Origin of the sequence: Oricola indica, from assembly GCF_965227485.1 — a bacterium.
GTDB lineage: Bacteria > Pseudomonadota > Alphaproteobacteria > Rhizobiales > Rhizobiaceae > Oricola > Oricola indica.
This window is the reverse complement of sequence record NZ_OZ245747.1, coordinates 2,333,282-2,349,596: the sequence shown is the minus strand read 5'-3', so window position 1 is coordinate 2,349,596 and position 16,315 is coordinate 2,333,282. Positions and strand designations below refer to the sequence as shown.

Below are 16,315 nucleotides of genomic sequence, written 5' to 3'. Positions count from 1 at the left end.
ATCGATTTGCGGGGATACGGCCGCAACACATTGCTATCCCACAAAAAAGGGCCGCGTGAGCGGCCCTTTCCTTGTCGGTTCCGTGTCGGCGCTTCTTACAGCGCTTCGTCTGTGATCGCGTGCGTCCAGGCGCCGTCGTCGGGCTCCTTGGTGATCGCCGGGTTGTCCGGCGAAACAGCCGACAACAGGGTATCCACCGTCTGCTGGTAGTCCGCCGGATCGAGCGCACCATCGGTGCCGGCCGTCAGCTTGGCGATTTCGCCCATCATGTAGACCTGATGCTCCAGGGTCTGCGCGCCGGTCTCGTCGTTTTCGACGACGATTTCAGCGGCTTCTTCCGGGTTTTGCTCCGCGTATTTCCAGCCCTTCATCGAGGCCCGGACGAAACGGGTCATCTTGTCGACAAATTCCGGATCGTCGAGATTGTCCTCGAGCACGTAAAGACCGTCCTCGAGCATGCCGATGCCTTCGTCGAGATAGTTGAAGGTGACGAGGTCATCCTCCGAAATGCCGGCATCGAGAACCTGGCCGTACTCGTTGTAGGTCATGACGCTGATGCAGTCAGCCTGCTTCTGCAGAAGCGGATCGACATTGAAGGCCTGCTTGAGCACTTCGACGCCGTCATCGCCGCCTTCGGTCGGAATGCCGAGCTTCGCCATCCAGGCGTAGAACGGATACTCGTTGCCGAAGAACCAGACACCGAGCGTATGGCCCGGGAAGTCCTCGGGGCTTTCGATGCCGGTTTCCTTGAGGCAGGTCAGCTGCAGGCCGCCCGACTTGAACGGCTGGGCGATGTTTACCAGCGGGATACCGCGCTCGCGCGCCGCCAGACCGGCCGCCATCCAGGTGGTGATCACATCCGCGCCGCCGCCGGCGATCACCTGTTCGGGCGCGATGTCCGGGCCGCCCGGCTTGATCGTCACGTCCAGGTCTTCCTCTTCGTAGAAGCCCTTGTCCTTGGCGACATAGTAGCCTGCGAACTGGGCCTGGGTGACCCATTTGAGCTGCAGCGTCACCTCGTCGGCCGCCTGCGCCGCCGTAACCAGCGCCAGCGACGCCGCGGTTGCGGCAATTGTCTTCATGAATCTCATAACAACACTCTCCTTGTTTTCGCCTGAAGTTACCGACCCGTGCGCTGCGACGGATGCCAGAAGGTCATTCGCCGTTCGATCAGTGCCACGATGCCATAGAGCACCGTGCCGGACACAGCCGCCACGGCGATTTCAGCCCAGACCATATCGATCCCGAGCCGCCCCACCTCGGTGGAGATTCGAAAACCCATGCCCTGTGTCGGCGAGCCGAAATATTCGGCAACGATCGCGCCGATCAGGGCAAGAGTGGAACAGATCTTCAGTCCGTTGAAGATGAATGGCAGTGCGGCGGGAAGCCTCAGCTTCGCCAGCGTCTGCCCGTGACTGGCGCTGTAGGTGCGCATCAGGTCCCGCTGCATCCGGTCGGTCGCCTGCAATCCGGCCAGCGTGTTGACCAGCATCGGGAAGAACACCATCACCACGACCACGGCCGCCTTCGAATGCCAGTCGAAACCGAACCACATGACCATGATCGGCGCGACACCGACGATCGGCAGCGCGGCGACGAAATTGGCGACGGGCAGCAATCCCTTCTTGAGAAAGTCGGACCGGTCGATGGCGATCGCAGCGGCAACGCCGGCGAGCGCGCCCATGATCATCCCGGTCAATGCGCCCTTCACGACGGTCTGCAGCCAGTCCGCGAAAAGCGTGCCGGTCGAGTTGGCCATCGCCTCGCCGATATCGGTCGGCGCCGGCAGGATCGCCGGCGGAATGTTAAAGGCGTGGACCGAGATCTCCCAGAGAATGAGAACGAGGATGCCAAAGCCGAGCGGATAGAAGACGCGATGTGCGCGGTCGAGAATCATGCGCTCTGCCCTCCCATCGCCCGCGACGCGACCCGTTCGATGCCGCCGACGACCCAGATCAGCATCGCGGCAAGGATGGCGGCCGCGAAGAGCGCCGACCACATGATCATCGGATTGCCGAATTGCGAGCCGATCAGCATGCGCGCGCCGAGCCCGGAAATTGCGCCGGTCGGCAATTCGCCGACGATGGCTCCGACGAGGCTGGCCGCAACCGCGATTTTCAGCGACGCGAAGAAGAACGGCATCGAGGCCGGAAGGCGCAGCTTCCAGAACACCTGGTTCTTCGTCGCGCCATAGGTGCGCAGCAGGTCGAGTTGCATCGCATCCGGGCTCGTCAGTCCCTTCACCATGGAGACCAGCACCGGGAAGAAGGACAGGTAGCCGGCGATAATCGCCTTCGGCACCATCAGGCTCTCAGCGCCCAAGGCGTTGGTCAGGATCACGATCATCGGCGCCAGCGCGACGACGGGTATGGTTTGCGAGATGATCGCCCATGGCATCAGCGTCAGATCGGCAGTGCGGCTGAGAACGATCAGGATCGCCAGCGCCACGCCTCCGATGATCCCGAGCGCGAAGCCCCAAAGCGTCGCCTGCAGCGTGATGAAACCGTGATAGACGAGACTGCGCTTCGATGTGACGGCCTTGTCGAATATGCCGTCATAGAGTTCGGCGGCGACTTGGTGCGGCGCCGGAACGACCGGTCGCGACTGGTTCATCGTCCCGGCGATCTGTTCGGACAGGCTGGGCGTCTCGCCGGCGCGGGCCGCCTGGTCCATCACCCAGGCACGGTTCATCGCGAACGAGGCCACATACCAGATCGCGAAGATGGCGAGGACGACAGTGAGGATCGGGACCACGCGATTCATGCGGCAGCCCTCCCCCAGCGCGGCATGCGCGGACTGCAAGCCGCGATGACCGCCTCCGCGTCCTCGCGCGATATCCCGCGCGCAACAATTACTGGATAGGGCGTGGCGTGAATCTTCAGCGCCGTTTGCGGGATGCGCCGGCCGTTGACCTTTCTCGTCACCATGGGGTCGTCTGGCACCCAGAACATGCCCGTTGTCGTCTCCGCAGGCATACGCTGCGTCGGGCCTATCAGCCCGAGAATCTTGTGCGAAACCGCGACCTCCTTCGGAGAGACGCGGATGACGATGCGGCCGAACAGCTTCCACAGGATGAAGATGACGCCAAAGGCCTCTGCCGCGACCCAGGCAGTAAGCCACACCATGAAAAAGGCGCCCGTATTTCCATTGTCGAGCTCGACCATAAGCATCAGGGCCGCGAACAAGCCGCCGAAGGTCCAGAAAGCGAGGACCAGTGTCGCGACGATCGCTGAGGATATGCCGCCTTCAGGCGCTATGATCACTGTCGTAACCCCCTGCCCGTGCCGTACCCGCGTTCTGCGGGAAAGCCGCTGTGTGGCTCCCAATCAAACATCCTCATAGCTGTGCCCCGCCCGCAATCCCTCGCGTACGCGATGGGCGATGGCGAGAAATTCGGGCGTTTCGCGAATATCAAGCGGCCGGTCCGGCCCGAGATCGCAGTCGATGACATCGTGGATGCGCCCGGGCCGCGGGCTCATCACCACGATACGCGTCGACAGGAACACCGCCTCGGGGATCGAGTGCGTCACGAAGCCGATCGTCTTTTCGGTGCGCGCCCACAGTTCCAGAAGCTGTTCGTTCAGGTGATCGCGGACGATCTCGTCCAGCGCACCGAACGGCTCGTCCATCAACAGGATGTCCGCGTCGAAGGACAGCGCGCGGGCAATCGAGGCGCGCTGCTGCATCCCGCCCGACAGTTGCCAAGGATATTTCTGGCCGAAACCGGACAGATCGACCATTTCCAGCACCTTCTCGACGCGGGAATTCTGCTCGGCCTTCGGATAGCCCATGATCTCCAGCGGCAGCTTGACGTTGCCGGCGATGGTGCGCCACGGATAAAGCCCCGCCGCCTGGAACACGTAGCCATAGGCGCGCGCCTTGCGCGCCTCGTCGGGCGTCATACCGTTGACCATGATCGAGCCGCCCGTCGGTTCCTCCAGCGCCGCAATGGTCCGCAGGAAGGTCGTCTTGCCGCAGCCCGACGGCCCGATAAAGGACACGAACTCACCCTTGAAGATGTCGAGATTGATATCCGAAAGGGCGTGCACCGGACCGTCGCCGGTCTGGAAGGTCAGGTCGACCGACTTCGCCGAAATGACAGGCACGCGGTTCTTGCTCTCGGAATTCACTGACAGATTACCCCGGTTGGTCTCGACAAATTACACTCCGCTCGCCGGTATGCCGGTCCGTTCGACCGGACGCGGGGCGACCAGTTCCTTCCAGGTCGACAGCGCCTTGTTGACCGCCTGATAGGGCTCGCGCTTGACGAACTTGCCGTGGCCGGGCTCCGCCTGCAGCTTGCCGTCGTCGACGACCACCTTGCCACGCGACAGCACGTAGCGCGGAAGCCCCTTCACATGCTTGCCCTCGAACACGTTGTAATCGATGGCCGACACCTGGCTCTTGGCGCTGATCGTCTTTTCCTTTTCCGGATCGAGCAACAGGATATCCGCGTCCGCGCCGACAAGGATCGCGCCCTTCTTCGGATACATGTTCAGGATCTTGGCGATATTCGTCGATGTCACCGCGACGAACTCGTTCGGCGTCAGACGCCCGGTCGAGACGCCATAGGTCCACAGCATCGGGATACGGTCCTCGAGACCGCCGGTGCCGTTGGGGATCTTGGTGAAGTCACCCACACCGTAACGCTTCTGCTCGGTCGTGAACGCGCAATGGTCCGTAGCGACGACCTGCAGCGACCCAGATTGAAGACCGGCCCACAGCGAATCCTGATGCATCTGGTTGCGGAAAGGCGGGCTCATCACCCGGCGCGCAGAATGATCCCAGTCCTTGTTGAAATATTCGCTCTCGTCGAGCGTCAGGTGCTGGATCAGCGGCTCGCCATAGACGCGCATGCCCTTCTGGCGCGCCCGGCGGATCGCCTCGTGCGACTGCTCACATGAGGTGTGCACGACATAGAGCGGAACGCCGGCCATGTCGGCGATCATGATGGCGCGGTTGGTCGCCTCGCCTTCCACTTCCGGCGGCCGCGAATAGGCATGGCCCTCCGGCCCGTTATTGCCCTCGGCCATGAGCTTCGCCTGCATCTGCGCAACGACATCGCCGTTCTCCGCGTGGACCAGCGGCATCGCGCCGAGTTCGGCACAGCGCTGGAAGGACGCGTAGAGCTCGTCGTCATTGACCATCAGCGCGCCCTTGTAGGCAAGGAAGTGCTTGAAGGTGTTGATGCCCTTTTCCTTAACCACGGTCTCCATCTCGTTGAAGACCTGCTCGCCCCACCAGGTGATCGCCATGTGGAAGGAATAGTCGCAATTCGCCTGGGTCGACTTGTTGTCCCAGCGCTGAATCGCGTCGAGCAGCGATTGCTCCGGGTTCGGCAGGCAGAAATCGACCACCATGGTCGTGCCGCCGGCCAGCGCCGCGCGCGTACCGCTGTCGAAATCGTCGGAGGAATAGGTGCCCATAAAGGGCATTTCGAGATGCACATGCGGATCGACGCCGCCCGGCATGACATAGCACCCGGTCGCGTCCAGTTCGTCGCCGCCGGACAGGTTCGGCCCGATCTCGATGATGACGCCGTCCTCGATCTTCACATCGGCCTTGTAGGTCAGGTCGGCGGTGACGACGGTTCCGTTCTTGATGATGGTGGGCATTCGGGCCTCCGGTTCTTCAGTTTAGCTTGTCTGCACCATTTGTCGGGCGGGCATTGGAATGTGAGCTCTGGCTCTGCTCACACTATCATTCCCCTTCCCGTTCGATTTCAACGCCATCGAAAAATTCACGTCCCGCTGTATCGACACATGTCCCGATCAGGGCCGTCTCGTCCCGACGGCTCCAGAGATAGGCGACGGGTTCGCTCTCCAGGTCGAGTGTCAGCGTCTCGGCGGGCCCGCCACTGACGCCCACCCAGTTCGCCCGGTATCCGCTTCCGTCGCTTCGAATATCGAGGATGCCGCCATCGCCGATACCCGCGCGCGAGCCGATCGTGCGTTCTGCCCACCGACCGTTTTCCGTGGACAGCCAGAACTCCTGCCCGTCCTGTTCGATCAGGACGGGATCGGACCCGGACCAGATGAGGGTGTGCGACTGCCGGCAGTAGAGGTCCGCCGCGCCGGCCGGGACCGCAGCCGCAGCCAGCGCCGCTGCGGCGCACACCGTGGTCTTGCCGACGGTCTCAATCTGCATAATCAGCCCCCTCGCGGTCGAGGATGTGTTTCATTTCGTCGAAATGGGCGAATTCGGCGTCCTTGTAGACTTCCCATTCGGCGGCGGTCGCCTCTGCGATCTCGTCGGACATGATCGCCAGTTCGCGACCGGTCTGATAGGCCAGAACGAGTTGCCGTGCGGCCCTTTCCAGATGATACATGGCATCGAATGCCTCGGCGACAGTGGGCGCGACAGTCGTCACGCCGTGATTGCCCATCATCACCTGACGGTGGTTGCCGATGGTCGTGGCGATCCGTTCGCCTTCCGCCTGCTCGGTGGCGATACCTCCGAAATTCAGATCATAGGCGATGCGCTTGTAAAACCGTGCCGTCACCTGGTCGATCGGGTAAATCGTCGGGTCTTTCAACGTCGCCAGCGTTGTGGCGTAGGGCGGATGCAGGTGCAGCGCCACACGGGCATGCGGAAGATTGCGGTGAATGGCCGAATGGATCGACCATGCCGACGGATCGGGCGCGTCCGGCCGATTCATCGTCTCCGGATCGTCGGCATCGACCAGCAGAAGCTCCGACGCCTTCGCCATCGAGAAATGCTTCCAGCGCCGGTTGACGAGAAACTTCTTTCCGTCGGCCGACACTGCAGCTGAAAAGTGGTTGGCGACACCCTCGTGCCAGTCGTTGCGCGCCGCCAACCGCAAGGCAGCGGCGAGATCGACGCGAAGCTGTTTCTCGTCGGCGGTTTCCAGCGCTACGACATTGGACTGCGACATGACGTTACTCCCCGTTTCCTAGTGTCCGTGCCCGGCCAACTGACAGCGTGCCCCCGCGCGACCTTTTCGGCAGAGTTACCCGGGCATCAGGCATCAAAGTACCCCGCAAGATACGCCCTCGCCTGCGCGAGCAAATCCGCATGATCCTGCCTGAACGCATCGTGATCGACACGCTCAATGGCTGCGTCCAGGTTCCAGAGCGCCTGTACGAGCGGGCGGCACTCGGCGCCTTCCTCCAGCAGGCGGTCGGCGAGAGCATCCAGCTCCGCGCCGAGCACAACAATCTCGGCGCGGGACAGCATCACGGCGACAGGTGCTTGCAGGGCCTCGGCGCCAAGCGGTTCGTTCACTCCACGATCTCCGCCGTCTCCACCACCGCATGGAACAGCACGTCGGCCCTTGATAAGTTCGGCCCTATCTCGGTGATCACCCTGTCCTCGATCTTCACGCCGGCCTTGCAACTCAAGTCGGCTGTAACGACCGTTCCGTTCTTGATGACTGTGCTCATGGCGCGCACCTTTTATTTTTCAGTTCGGACTTCTTTTTTGATACTCGACCGACACAACCGGAGATTCTACATCGAACCCCATTAGTCGCCCGGCAGTATTGAGTTCGTTCCTGGCAGCATCATCAATGGCCAGGGATGCTTCTACGCAAATTTCGAGGATTTCCTCGTAGGCCAGACCCAATTCGTCATGGTCGAGATAACCGGTCACATCGACAACCTGTTGCTCTGACAGAGCAATCATGTCCATCGCAGCCCTTAAATGCTCTGCAATAGCCTTGTAGTTTTGGATCTGCACCACGTCAGCCACGCGTCACTCCACGATCTCCGCCGTCTCCACCACCGCATGGAACAGAACGTCGGCCCCTGCCCGCGCCCATTCCAGCGAGATGTCCTCGGCCTCGTTATGGCTCAACCCGTCCACGCAGGGGCACATGACCATAGAGGTCGGCGCGACGCGGTTGATCCAGCAGGCGTCGTGGCCGGCGCCGGAAATGATGTCGCGATGCGAATAGCCGAGCCGGTCGGCCGCATCGCGCACGGCTTTCACGCAATCCGCATCGAATTCCACCGGGTCGAACCCGCCGACCTTTTCGAACTCGATGCCGAGCCCCATCTCGTCGCAAATCTCCTTCGCGCCGATCTTCAGCCGCTCTTCCATGTCTGTGATGACGGCGAGGTCCGGCGAGCGGAAGTCGACGGTGAAGACGACCTTGCCGGGGATGACGTTGCGGGAATTCGGATAGACGTCGATATGGCCCGCCGCGCCGACCGCATGCGGCGCGTGGCTCCAGGCGATCTCGTCGACAAGTTGCAGAACCTTCGCCATGCCAAGGCCGGCATTCTTGCGCATAGGCATCGGCGTGGAGCCGGTATGGCTGTCCTTGCCGGTGATGGTCACCTGCGTCCAGGACAGGCCCTGGCCGTGCGTCACGACACCGATGTCCTTCCCTTCGGCCTCGAGGATCGGGCCCTGCTCGATATGCAGTTCGAAGAAGGCCTTCATCCTGTCCTTGCGCGAGCCGACCTCTTCGTCGCCCTTCCAGCCGATGCGTTCCAGTTCGTCGCCGAACTTCTTGCCCTTGGCGTCCTCACGGTCATAGGCCCAGTCCTGCTCGTGGATGCCGGCGAAAACGCCCGACGCGAGCATGGCCGGCGCGAAGCGCGTGCCTTCCTCGTTCGTCCAGTTGGTGACGATGATCGGATGCTTGGTCTTGATGCCAAGATCGTTGAGCGTGCGGACAATCTCGAGTCCGGCCAACACGCCGAGAACGCCATCATACTTGCCGCCGGTCGGCTGCGTGTCGAGGTGACTGCCGACATAGACGGGCAGCGCATCGGGATCGGTCCCCTCGCGCATCATGAACATGTTGCCCATGGTATCAACGCCCATGGTGCAACCGGCATCCTCGCACCACTTCTGAAAAAGCTTGCGGCCCTCGCCGTCCTCGTCGGTCACCGTCTGGCGGTTGTTGCCGCCGGCGACGCCGGGGCCAATCTTCGCCATTTCCATCAGCGAGTCCCACAGCCGGTCCCCGTTGATCCTGAGATTTTCGCCCGGTGCCGCCATGGTATTACGTCCCTTCTGTCTCGCTTACTTCATGGAGGGGAACGTGAAGATCGCCCCCTCGTGGATATCGTCCGGCCAGCGCGTGGTGACCGTTTTCAGCCGCGTGTAGAAACGCACGCCTTCCGATCCGTAGATCGAGTGGTCGCCGAACAACGAGCGCTTCCAGCCGCCGAAGGAATGATAGGCCACCGGCACCGGGATCGGCACATTGACGCCGACCATGCCGACCTCGATCCGGTCCGCGAAATCGCGAGCAGCATCGCCGTTGCGCGTGAAGATCGCCGTGCCGTTGCCATATTCATGCTTGTCGATCATCTCGACCGCATCCTCGTAGGAATTCGTCCTGACGACCGAGAGAACCGGGCCGAAGATTTCTTCCCTGTAGATGCGCATGTCGGTGGTGACGCGGTCGAACAGTGTGCCGCCGACGAAATAACCGTCCTCGTAGCCTTGCAGCGAGAAACCCCGGCCGTCGACGACAAGGTCCGCGCCTTCCTCGACGCCGGCGTCGATATAACCGAGCACTCGCTGCTGCGCCTGCTTCGTCACCAGCGGACCCATCTCGGCATCCGGGTCTGTCGAGGGGCCGATCTTCAACGCCTCGACACGAGGCTTCAGCGCGGCGACCAGCTTGTCGGCGGTTTCCTCACCCACCGGAACCGCAACAGAGATCGCCATGCAGCGCTCGCCGGCGGACCCATAGCCGGCGCCCATCAGCGCATCGGCCGCCTTTTCGATATCGGCGTCCGACAGCACGACCATGTGGTTCTTCGCCCCACCTAGTGCCTGCACGCGTTTTCCGGCCGACGTGCCACGGGAATAGACATATTCGGCAATCGGCGTGGAGCCGACGAAAGACACCGCCTTGATATCCGGATGATCGAGGATCGCGTCGACCACTTCCTTGTCGCCATGGACGACGTTCAGCACGCCATCCGGGAAGCCGGCCTGCTTGAAAAGATCGTAGACCAGCATCGGCGCGGACGGATCGCGCTCGGACGGCTTGAGGATGAAGGTGTTCCCGCAGGCGACCGCGACGGGATACATCCACATCGGCACCATGGCCGGGAAGTTGAACGGCGTGATGCCCGCAACGACGCCGAGCGGCTGCCGGTCGGCATAGGAGTCGATCGCCGGGCCGACATTGCGGGAAAACTCGCCCTTCAGCAGATGCGGAATACCGCAGGCAAACTCGACGACCTCGATGCCGCGCGCCACTTCGCCGAGCGCGTCCGGATGGGTCTTGCCATGTTCCTTCGAGATCGCGCGGGCGATGTCGTCGGCATGGGCGTCGAGCAGTTCCTTGAACTTGAACATGTAGCGCGCACGCTTGAGCGGCGGCGTGTCGCGCCATGCCGGCAGCGCGGCTTTCGCCGCCGCCACCGCCTCGTCCAGCTCGGATACGGTCGAAAGCGGCAGAACGGCGCTCTCCTCGCCCGTCGCCGGATTGAACACAGGTTGCGTTCGCGTCGATGCCGAACGAACCAGGCTACCGTTTATCGCGTTACTGATGATCTCCATCGGCTTCTCCCCCCGCTCTCTTCAGTCGATCGCCTTCAGGACATCGCGGAGCGTGCCGATGAGTTCGTCGATCTGCGCCTCGCTGATGATCAGCGGCGGCGACATGGCGATGATGTCGCCGGTTGTACGGATCATGATGCCGCGCTCATAGGCCTCCAGGAAGGCGGAGAAGGCGCGCTTGGTCGGCTGACCGTCGATCGGTTCGAGCTCGATGGCGCCGATCAGGCCGAGATTGCGGATATCGATGACATGCGGGCAGTCCTTCAGCGAATGCACCGCATCCTCCCAACAGGAAGCGAGATCGGCCGCGCGCGTCAGAAGCCCTTCCTCTTCATAGGTGTCGAGCGTGCCCAGCGCCGCCGCGCAGGCCAGCGGATGCGCCGAATAGGTGTAGCCGTGGAACAGTTCGATCATGTTCTCCGGCCCGGTCATGAAGGCGTTGTAGATGTCGGAGGAACAGAACACCGCGCCCATCGGCACGACACCGCTGGTGATCCCCTTGGCCGTCGTGATCAGGTCCGGCACGACATCGAAATAGTCCGTCGCGAACGGCGTGCCGAGACGCCCGAAGCCGGTGATGACCTCGTCGAAGATCAGGAGGATGCCGTGTTTGTCGCAGATCTCGCGCAGCTTCTTCAGATAGCCCTTCGGCGGGATCAGCACGCCGGTCGAGCCGGCCACCGGTTCGACGATCACGGCCGCGATGGTCGACGGGTCGTGCAGGTTGATCACGGAGATCAGGTCGTCGGCGAATTCCGCGCCATGTTCCGGCTCACCCCGGGTGAAGGCGTTGCGCGCGATGTCATGGGTGTGGCGGATATGGTCGACGCCGGTCAGCATGGTGCCGAATGTGCGCCGGTTGGCGACGATGCCGCCGACCGAGATGCCGCCGAACCCGACGCCGTGATAGCCCCGCTCGCGGCCGATCAGGCGCGTGCGCGTGCCCTGTCCGATCTGGCGCTGATAGGCGAGCGCGATCTTCAGCGCGGTGTCGACGCTTTCGGAGCCGGAATTGGTGAAGAAGACATGGTCGAGCGGCTTCGGCAGTTTGGCGGCCAGCCGCGCGGCCAGTTCGAAGGCCTTGGGGTGGCCCATCTGGAAGGCGGGCGCATAGTCGAGCTCGGCGGCCTGCTTCTGGATCGCCTCGACGATCTTCGGCCGGCCGTGACCGGCATTGCAGCACCAGAGCCCCGCCGTTCCGTCCAGCACCTTGCGGCCGTCGGACGTCGTGTAGTGCATGTCCTGCGCGCCAACCAGCATGCGCGGGCTCGACTTGAACTGCCGGTTCGCCGTGAACGGCATCCAGAACGCTTCAAGATTGTTCGGCGCTACATTTCGTTCCGACATCACTGCACCACCTTGCCGCTGGTTCCGATTTCCCGTTTTTCTTCCGTCGCGCTATGCGATCCGACGGAAAACTTGACCAAAATCAGAAAGTTTCGCACATTGCTTGACCGTTTGGTCAAATCGGACGCTAAAAGAGCTTTCACAGCCGGTCAAGTGGCATTACCATCGCACGGAACGCCCGCGTCACGGAAAGAAAAGAAGGCGCCCTTGTCTCCCAAGAAAACAAGCACCGCCAAGGAAGCCAAGCCGCTTTCGCGTATCCAGGAAGCCAATCGAAAGGCCATTCTCGACGCCGCGCTCGATGTGTTCGCCAAATCCGGTTTCCGGGGCGCGACGATCGACGAGATCGCCGGCAAGGCGGGCATGTCGAAACCCAACCTGCTCTACTATTTCAAGAGCAAGCGAGCGATCTACCAGCAGGTTCTCGAACAGACGCTGTCCGAATGGCTGACCCCATTCGCCGAACTCGATCCGAACGGCGATCCTGTGGAAGAACTGCGGCGCTACATCACAGCCAAACTGAAGATGTCGGAGAGCAATCCCAACGCCTCCAAACTGTTCGCCAACGAGGTCATTCACGGCGCACCGGTAATCAGCGACTTCCTCACGACGTCGCTGAAGGCACTGGTCGACGAAAAGGCGAAGGTGATCCGCAAATGGGTCGGCGAAGGCAAGCTCGCGCCGATCGACCCCTATCACCTGATCTTCACCATCTGGGCAACGACCCAGCATTACGCGGATTTCGACGTCCAGATCAGGGCCGTCATCGGCACCCAGGCGGGCAAGCCCGGCTTCCACGAACAGGCTGCCCAGGCCGTGCTTTCGATCATACTTTACGGGATCAAGCCGCGTTAGACGTCTTCCGGTTCGTCCAGCTCCGGATAGCGCCGGAAAATGCCCGTCTCATTGAAGGCCTGACGGCGGTCGCTCGCCAGATAGCCGGATAGTTCGGGCATTTGCCCCACGGCCTTCGCGATCGCGGCGATATGCGGATAATCACCGATATGCCGCGCCATGGCCTTCGGGAAGGCGTAATCCAGCCCGGCGAAGATGTGGAAGAGCGACAGGTCCGCATAGGTGACGGCGTCGCCGACCATGTGAACCTGCCCGTGCGGATTGCGCCGGACCACGGTTTCGAACCAGCCGAGGAATTTCGGTATGCGCTCCGTCCGAAAATGCTCGGCGCGGCGCAGCGCCTCCGGCTTCTGGTCCTCGTAATAGAGACCCGAACCGACCGGGTGATGCGTGTCGTGAACCTCGTTGACGAAATCCATGATGGTCAGCTGTATCTGGTGAAGCCACAGCCTTTCGGCCTCGTCCTGCGGCGCAAGCCCCAGTTTCGGCCCGAGGTGATGCAGGATCAGCGCCGCCTGGCCGATAACGAGATCGCCGTCGCGCAAATAGGGCGGAGCGAAGGACGGGGTCGCAATGTCCCGATCTTCGCCGAAGCCGCCGTGATCCTCATAATCGGCACCGGCATATTCCAATGCGAGGCGGACGAATTCCCCTCGCCCCGGCAATCCGGGCCAGTAGTAGAGTTTGTAAGCCATGCAGCGAAATTGGGACTTTTCCGGCCGGCCCGTCAAGGCCGGGCCGGAAATCCTGTAACCAACGTGGCGTCGCTATTCCGCGGCTTCCTTCGCCCAGACGGCCGGATTGTTCGGATGCGTCGTCCAGTTGGCATAGTCCGGATCGACCGGCTTCTTGGTGCGCGGATCGACGCCGGAAATCGGCTCCATGGAGATGCAGCCTTCTACCGGGCAGACATTGACGCACAGGTTGCAGCCGACGCATTCCTCCTCGATCACCTCGAAGTGGCGCTTGCCGTCCACCATGTTGGTAATCGCCTGGTGCGACGTGTCCTCGCAGGCGATGTGGCAGCGGCCGCACTTGATGCAGGCCTCCTGGTCGATCTTCGCCTTGGTGACGTAGTTCAGGTTGAGATACTGCCAATCGGTGACGTTCGGGACCGCCTTGCCACGGAAATCCTCGATCGTCTCGAAGCCCTTCTCATCCATGTAATTCTCAAGGCCTGCAATCATTTCCTGCACGACCTTGAATCCATATGTCATCGCCGCGGTGCAGACCTGCACGGTGCCGCAGCCGAGCGCGATGAATTCCGCGGCGTCGCGCCATGTCGTCACGCCACCGATGCCGGAAATCGGTAGTCCGTGCGTCTCCGGATTGCGCGCAATCTCGGACACCATGGACAGGGCGATCGGCTTGACCGCCGGCCCGCAATAGCCGCCATGCGATCCCTTGCCGTCGATGGTCGGCTCGGGCGCGAAGCTGTCGAGATCGACCGCGGTGATTGAGTTGATCGTGTTGATCAGGCTCACCGCGTCCGCGCCGCCGCGTTTCGCCGCTTCCGCGGGGCGCCGGATGTCGGTGATGTTCGGCGTCAGCTTGACGATCACTGGCATGTCGGTGTGCTGCTTGCACCACTCGGCGACCATCTGGATATATTCCGGCACCTGTCCGACCGCCGAACCCATGCCGCGCTCGCTCATGCCGTGCGGACAGCCGAAATTCAGCTCCACCCCGTCGGCGCCCGTCTCAGCAACGCGGCCGAGGATCTTTTTCCACGGTTCTTCTTCGCAAGGCACCATCAGCGAGATAACGACCGCCCGGTCGGGCCAGTTCTTCTTGGTCGCCTTGATCTCCTCGAGATTGATCTCAAGGTCGCGGTCGGTGATCAACTCGATATTGTTGAGACCCAGCAGTCGCCGGTCCGCACCCCAGATCGCGCCGTAGCGCGGTCCGTTGACATTGACGACGGGCGGACCCGCCTCGCCCAGCGTCTTCCACACGACGCCGCCCCAGCCCGCCTCGAAGGCACGCTCGACATTATACTGCTTGTCGGTCGGCGGCGCGGAGGCCAGCCAGAACGGGTTCGGCGACTTGATACCGAGGAAATTCGTCGAAAGGTCTGCCATGTCGCGTCCTCCTGTCAGGCGCTCAATGCACTGTGAATGCTCTCGGCCGCATCGCGGCCCTGCGACACGGCGGTCACCGTCAGGTCGTCGCCGGCATTGACGCAATCGCCGCCTGCCCAGACCTTCGCCATGGACGTCCGGCCCTCTTCATCGACCGCGACACGCCCGCCGTCGAGCGCGATCGTCTCGCCGGAGCCGTTCAGACTGTCCGGCACGAAAGCCTGGCCGATCGCCTTCATCACCTCGTCGCATGCGATGGTGACGGTTTCGCCGCCCCGGTCGAAGGTTATGCCCGCAATTGCGCCACCCTCGACGATCATCGATTTCGGGTTCATCCCGTAACGGATCGAGACGCCGCGTACCTTGGCGATTTCCTGCTCGTATTCCGACGCCTTCATGCGCTCTTTCGGTCCGCGATAGCAGATCGTCACCTCATCCGCGCCCAACGCCTTGGCCTGCACCGCGGCATCGACCGCGGTCATGCCGCCGCCAATGACGACCACACGCCGACCGACCGGAACGGTCGAGACGTCGGACGCCTGGCGCAAATCGCCGATCCACGAGACCGCGTCGAGACTGCCATCCGCATCGGCGCCATCGATGGAAAGCGCATTGACGCCCGCAAGCCCCATGCCGAGGAAGACCGCGTCATAGTCGGCGGAAAGCTGCGACAGCGAAATCTCCGCGCCGAGCGCCTTTTCATAGTGCATCGTGATGCCGCCGATGGCGGTAATGTAATCGACTTCCGCCTGTGCGAAGCCGTCCGGCGTCTTGTAGCTGGCGATGCCGTATTCATTCAGTCCGCCCGCCTTGGGATGCGCCTCGTAGACATCGACATCATGACCCTTCACTGCCAGGCGATGCGCGCAGGCCAGCCCCGCCGGCCCGGCCCCGACCACCGCGACGCGCTTACCGGTCGAAGGCGCGCGGGTGAAGAACTGCTTTTCAGCCGCCATGGCCGCATCGGTCGCGAAGCGCTGCAGCAGGCCGATCTTCACCGGCTTGCCTTCCGCCGTTTCGCGCACGCAGACTTCCTCGCAGAGCGTCTCCGTCGGACAGACGCGGGCGCACATGCCGCCGAAGATGTTCTGCTCGAAGATCGTCTTCGCCGCGCCGAGCGGATTGCCCGTCGATATCTCGCGAATGAACATCGGTATGTCGATCGATGTCGGACACGCTTCCATGCAGGGCGCGTCGTAACAGAAATAGCACCGGTCGGCCTCGACATGCGCTTCGTGCCCGTCGAGCGGCGGATGCAGATCCGAAAACAGATCGGAATAGGCATCCGGATCGAGACGACCGGCCTTTACGTCACGGGCCTGTTGATCGGCATTCATGCGGCACTCCCTCCACATCGCGTTGCCCTGCCGCCCACCGGGCGACGTCATCGAAAAAAAGATGACCGAATTTTATCAAAAGGTCAAATTTGAAAATCGCGACGTAAAACACCTGTCACACCTTGATGCGACTTTCACGCGAGTGGCCTGTCCGCACAGGTGAAACTCTGCGCAAGCCTTGCCTGAATCGGCGAAGCGGGCGAA

At 62.3% G+C, this 16,315-nt stretch carries 18 protein-coding genes; 1 reads left to right on the top strand and 17 read right to left on the bottom strand.

Annotated elements, in window-relative coordinates; genetic code table 11:
* Positions 1 to 95: 95 nt before the first annotated feature.
* The 14 genes from ACQK2M_RS11795 to ACQK2M_RS11730 form a co-directional block, all read right to left on the bottom strand.
* Positions 96 to 1,091: an ABC transporter substrate-binding protein gene (locus tag ACQK2M_RS11795; protein WP_425417978.1), complete on the bottom strand. Its 996-nt coding sequence runs from the start codon at positions 1,089 to 1,091 to the stop codon at positions 96 to 98.
* A gap of 29 nt (positions 1,092 to 1,120) precedes the next feature.
* Positions 1,121 to 1,897 carry an ABC transporter permease gene (locus ACQK2M_RS11790; RefSeq protein ID WP_425417977.1) on the bottom strand — a complete coding sequence of 259 codons (777 nt, stop codon included), beginning with the start codon at positions 1,895 to 1,897 and terminating at the stop codon, positions 1,121 to 1,123.
* On the bottom strand, positions 1,894 to 2,763 hold the full coding sequence (locus tag ACQK2M_RS11785) for an ABC transporter permease (protein WP_425417976.1): 870 nt from the start codon (positions 2,761 to 2,763) through the stop codon (positions 1,894 to 1,896). The genes ACQK2M_RS11790 and ACQK2M_RS11785 overlap by 4 nt, the downstream gene beginning before the upstream one ends.
* Entirely contained in the window at positions 2,760 to 3,263 is a 504-nt protein-coding gene (locus ACQK2M_RS11780; protein WP_223475271.1) for a hypothetical protein, read from the bottom strand. Before ACQK2M_RS11780 ends, ACQK2M_RS11785 begins: the two co-directional genes overlap by 4 nt.
* A gap of 63 nt (positions 3,264 to 3,326) precedes the next feature.
* A complete protein-coding gene (locus ACQK2M_RS11775) occupies positions 3,327 to 4,130 on the bottom strand; it encodes an ABC transporter ATP-binding protein (RefSeq protein ID WP_425417975.1) in 804 nt (267 codons plus the stop codon).
* Between the two features lie 30 nt (positions 4,131 to 4,160).
* Complete coding sequence (hydA, locus tag ACQK2M_RS11770; protein WP_425417974.1) at positions 4,161 to 5,615, bottom strand: dihydropyrimidinase; 1,455 nt, start codon at positions 5,613 to 5,615, stop codon at positions 4,161 to 4,163.
* 85 nt (positions 5,616 to 5,700) lie between these two features.
* Entirely contained in the window at positions 5,701 to 6,147 is a 447-nt protein-coding gene (locus tag ACQK2M_RS11765; protein ID WP_425417973.1) for a hypothetical protein, read from the bottom strand.
* Positions 6,137 to 6,895 (bottom strand): class II aldolase/adducin family protein, encoded by a 759-nt coding sequence (locus ACQK2M_RS11760; protein ID WP_425417972.1) that lies wholly within the window; start codon positions 6,893 to 6,895, stop codon positions 6,137 to 6,139. Before ACQK2M_RS11760 ends, ACQK2M_RS11765 begins: the two co-directional genes overlap by 11 nt.
* Before the next feature lie 86 nt (positions 6,896 to 6,981).
* Positions 6,982 to 7,245, bottom strand: a complete 264-nt coding sequence (locus tag ACQK2M_RS11755; RefSeq protein ID WP_425417971.1) for a hypothetical protein — start codon at positions 7,243 to 7,245, stop codon at positions 6,982 to 6,984.
* Positions 7,242 to 7,403, bottom strand: coding sequence for a hypothetical protein (locus tag ACQK2M_RS11750; RefSeq protein ID WP_425420131.1), 162 nt, complete (start codon positions 7,401 to 7,403; stop codon positions 7,242 to 7,244). Before ACQK2M_RS11750 ends, ACQK2M_RS11755 begins: the two co-directional genes overlap by 4 nt.
* 19 nt (positions 7,404 to 7,422) lie before the next feature.
* Positions 7,423 to 7,710 carry a hypothetical protein gene (locus ACQK2M_RS11745; protein ID WP_425417970.1) on the bottom strand — a complete coding sequence of 96 codons (288 nt, stop codon included), beginning with the start codon at positions 7,708 to 7,710 and terminating at the stop codon, positions 7,423 to 7,425.
* A 3-nt stretch (positions 7,711 to 7,713) separates the two neighbouring features.
* Positions 7,714 to 8,970: a Zn-dependent hydrolase gene (locus tag ACQK2M_RS11740; protein ID WP_425417969.1), complete on the bottom strand. Its 1,257-nt coding sequence runs from the start codon at positions 8,968 to 8,970 to the stop codon at positions 7,714 to 7,716.
* Positions 8,971 to 8,994: 24 nt separating this feature from the next.
* Positions 8,995 to 10,491: a CoA-acylating methylmalonate-semialdehyde dehydrogenase gene (locus tag ACQK2M_RS11735; protein WP_425417968.1), complete on the bottom strand. Its 1,497-nt coding sequence runs from the start codon at positions 10,489 to 10,491 to the stop codon at positions 8,995 to 8,997.
* Positions 10,492 to 10,512: 21 nt separating this feature from the next.
* Positions 10,513 to 11,838 carry an aspartate aminotransferase family protein gene (locus ACQK2M_RS11730; protein WP_425417967.1) on the bottom strand — a complete coding sequence of 442 codons (1,326 nt, stop codon included), beginning with the start codon at positions 11,836 to 11,838 and terminating at the stop codon, positions 10,513 to 10,515.
* A 207-nt stretch (positions 11,839 to 12,045) separates the two neighbouring features.
* Here ACQK2M_RS11730 and ACQK2M_RS11725 point away from each other — a divergent pair, with 207 nt between their 5' ends.
* On the top strand, positions 12,046 to 12,693 hold the full coding sequence (locus tag ACQK2M_RS11725; RefSeq protein WP_425417966.1) for a TetR family transcriptional regulator C-terminal domain-containing protein: 648 nt from the start codon (positions 12,046 to 12,048) through the stop codon (positions 12,691 to 12,693).
* Here the strand turns inward: ACQK2M_RS11725 and ACQK2M_RS11720 are convergent.
* The 3 genes from ACQK2M_RS11720 to ACQK2M_RS11710 all read right to left on the bottom strand — a co-directional run bounded on the left by ACQK2M_RS11720 (position 12,690) and on the right by ACQK2M_RS11710 (position 16,111).
* Positions 12,690 to 13,388: a glutathione S-transferase gene (locus tag ACQK2M_RS11720; RefSeq protein ID WP_425417965.1), complete on the bottom strand. Its 699-nt coding sequence runs from the start codon at positions 13,386 to 13,388 to the stop codon at positions 12,690 to 12,692. The genes ACQK2M_RS11725 and ACQK2M_RS11720 overlap by 4 nt on opposite strands.
* Before the next feature lie 72 nt (positions 13,389 to 13,460).
* Entirely contained in the window at positions 13,461 to 14,774 is a 1,314-nt protein-coding gene (gene preA, locus ACQK2M_RS11715) for an NAD-dependent dihydropyrimidine dehydrogenase subunit PreA (protein WP_425417964.1), read from the bottom strand.
* Positions 14,775 to 14,788: 14 nt separating this feature from the next.
* Positions 14,789 to 16,111: an NAD(P)-dependent oxidoreductase gene (locus tag ACQK2M_RS11710; RefSeq protein WP_425417963.1), complete on the bottom strand. Its 1,323-nt coding sequence runs from the start codon at positions 16,109 to 16,111 to the stop codon at positions 14,789 to 14,791.
* Positions 16,112 to 16,315 lie beyond the last annotated feature (204 nt).

Coding starts and splice junctions, on each gene's coding strand:
- ACQK2M_RS11795 (WP_425417978.1), bottom strand. CDS start 1,091: ATGAGATTCATGAAGACAATTGCCGCAACCGCGGCGTCGCTGGCGCTG.
- ACQK2M_RS11790 (WP_425417977.1), bottom strand. CDS start 1,897: ATGATTCTCGACCGCGCACATCGCGTCTTCTATCCGCTCGGCTTTGGC.
- ACQK2M_RS11785 (WP_425417976.1), bottom strand. CDS start 2,763: ATGAATCGCGTGGTCCCGATCCTCACTGTCGTCCTCGCCATCTTCGCG.
- hydA (WP_425417974.1), bottom strand. CDS start 5,615: ATGCCCACCATCATCAAGAACGGAACCGTCGTCACCGCCGACCTGACC.
- ACQK2M_RS11765 (WP_425417973.1), bottom strand. CDS start 6,147: ATGCAGATTGAGACCGTCGGCAAGACCACGGTGTGCGCCGCAGCGGCG.
- ACQK2M_RS11760 (WP_425417972.1), bottom strand. CDS start 6,895: ATGTCGCAGTCCAATGTCGTAGCGCTGGAAACCGCCGACGAGAAACAG.
- ACQK2M_RS11750 (WP_425420131.1), bottom strand. CDS start 7,403: ATGAGCACAGTCATCAAGAACGGAACGGTCGTTACAGCCGACTTGAGT.
- ACQK2M_RS11740 (WP_425417969.1), bottom strand. CDS start 8,970: ATGGCGGCACCGGGCGAAAATCTCAGGATCAACGGGGACCGGCTGTGG.
- ACQK2M_RS11735 (WP_425417968.1), bottom strand. CDS start 10,491: ATGGAGATCATCAGTAACGCGATAAACGGTAGCCTGGTTCGTTCGGCA.
- ACQK2M_RS11730 (WP_425417967.1), bottom strand. CDS start 11,838: ATGTCGGAACGAAATGTAGCGCCGAACAATCTTGAAGCGTTCTGGATG.
- ACQK2M_RS11720 (WP_425417965.1), bottom strand. CDS start 13,388: ATGGCTTACAAACTCTACTACTGGCCCGGATTGCCGGGGCGAGGGGAA.
- preA (WP_425417964.1), bottom strand. CDS start 14,774: ATGGCAGACCTTTCGACGAATTTCCTCGGTATCAAGTCGCCGAACCCG.
- ACQK2M_RS11710 (WP_425417963.1), bottom strand. CDS start 16,111: ATGAATGCCGATCAACAGGCCCGTGACGTAAAGGCCGGTCGTCTCGAT.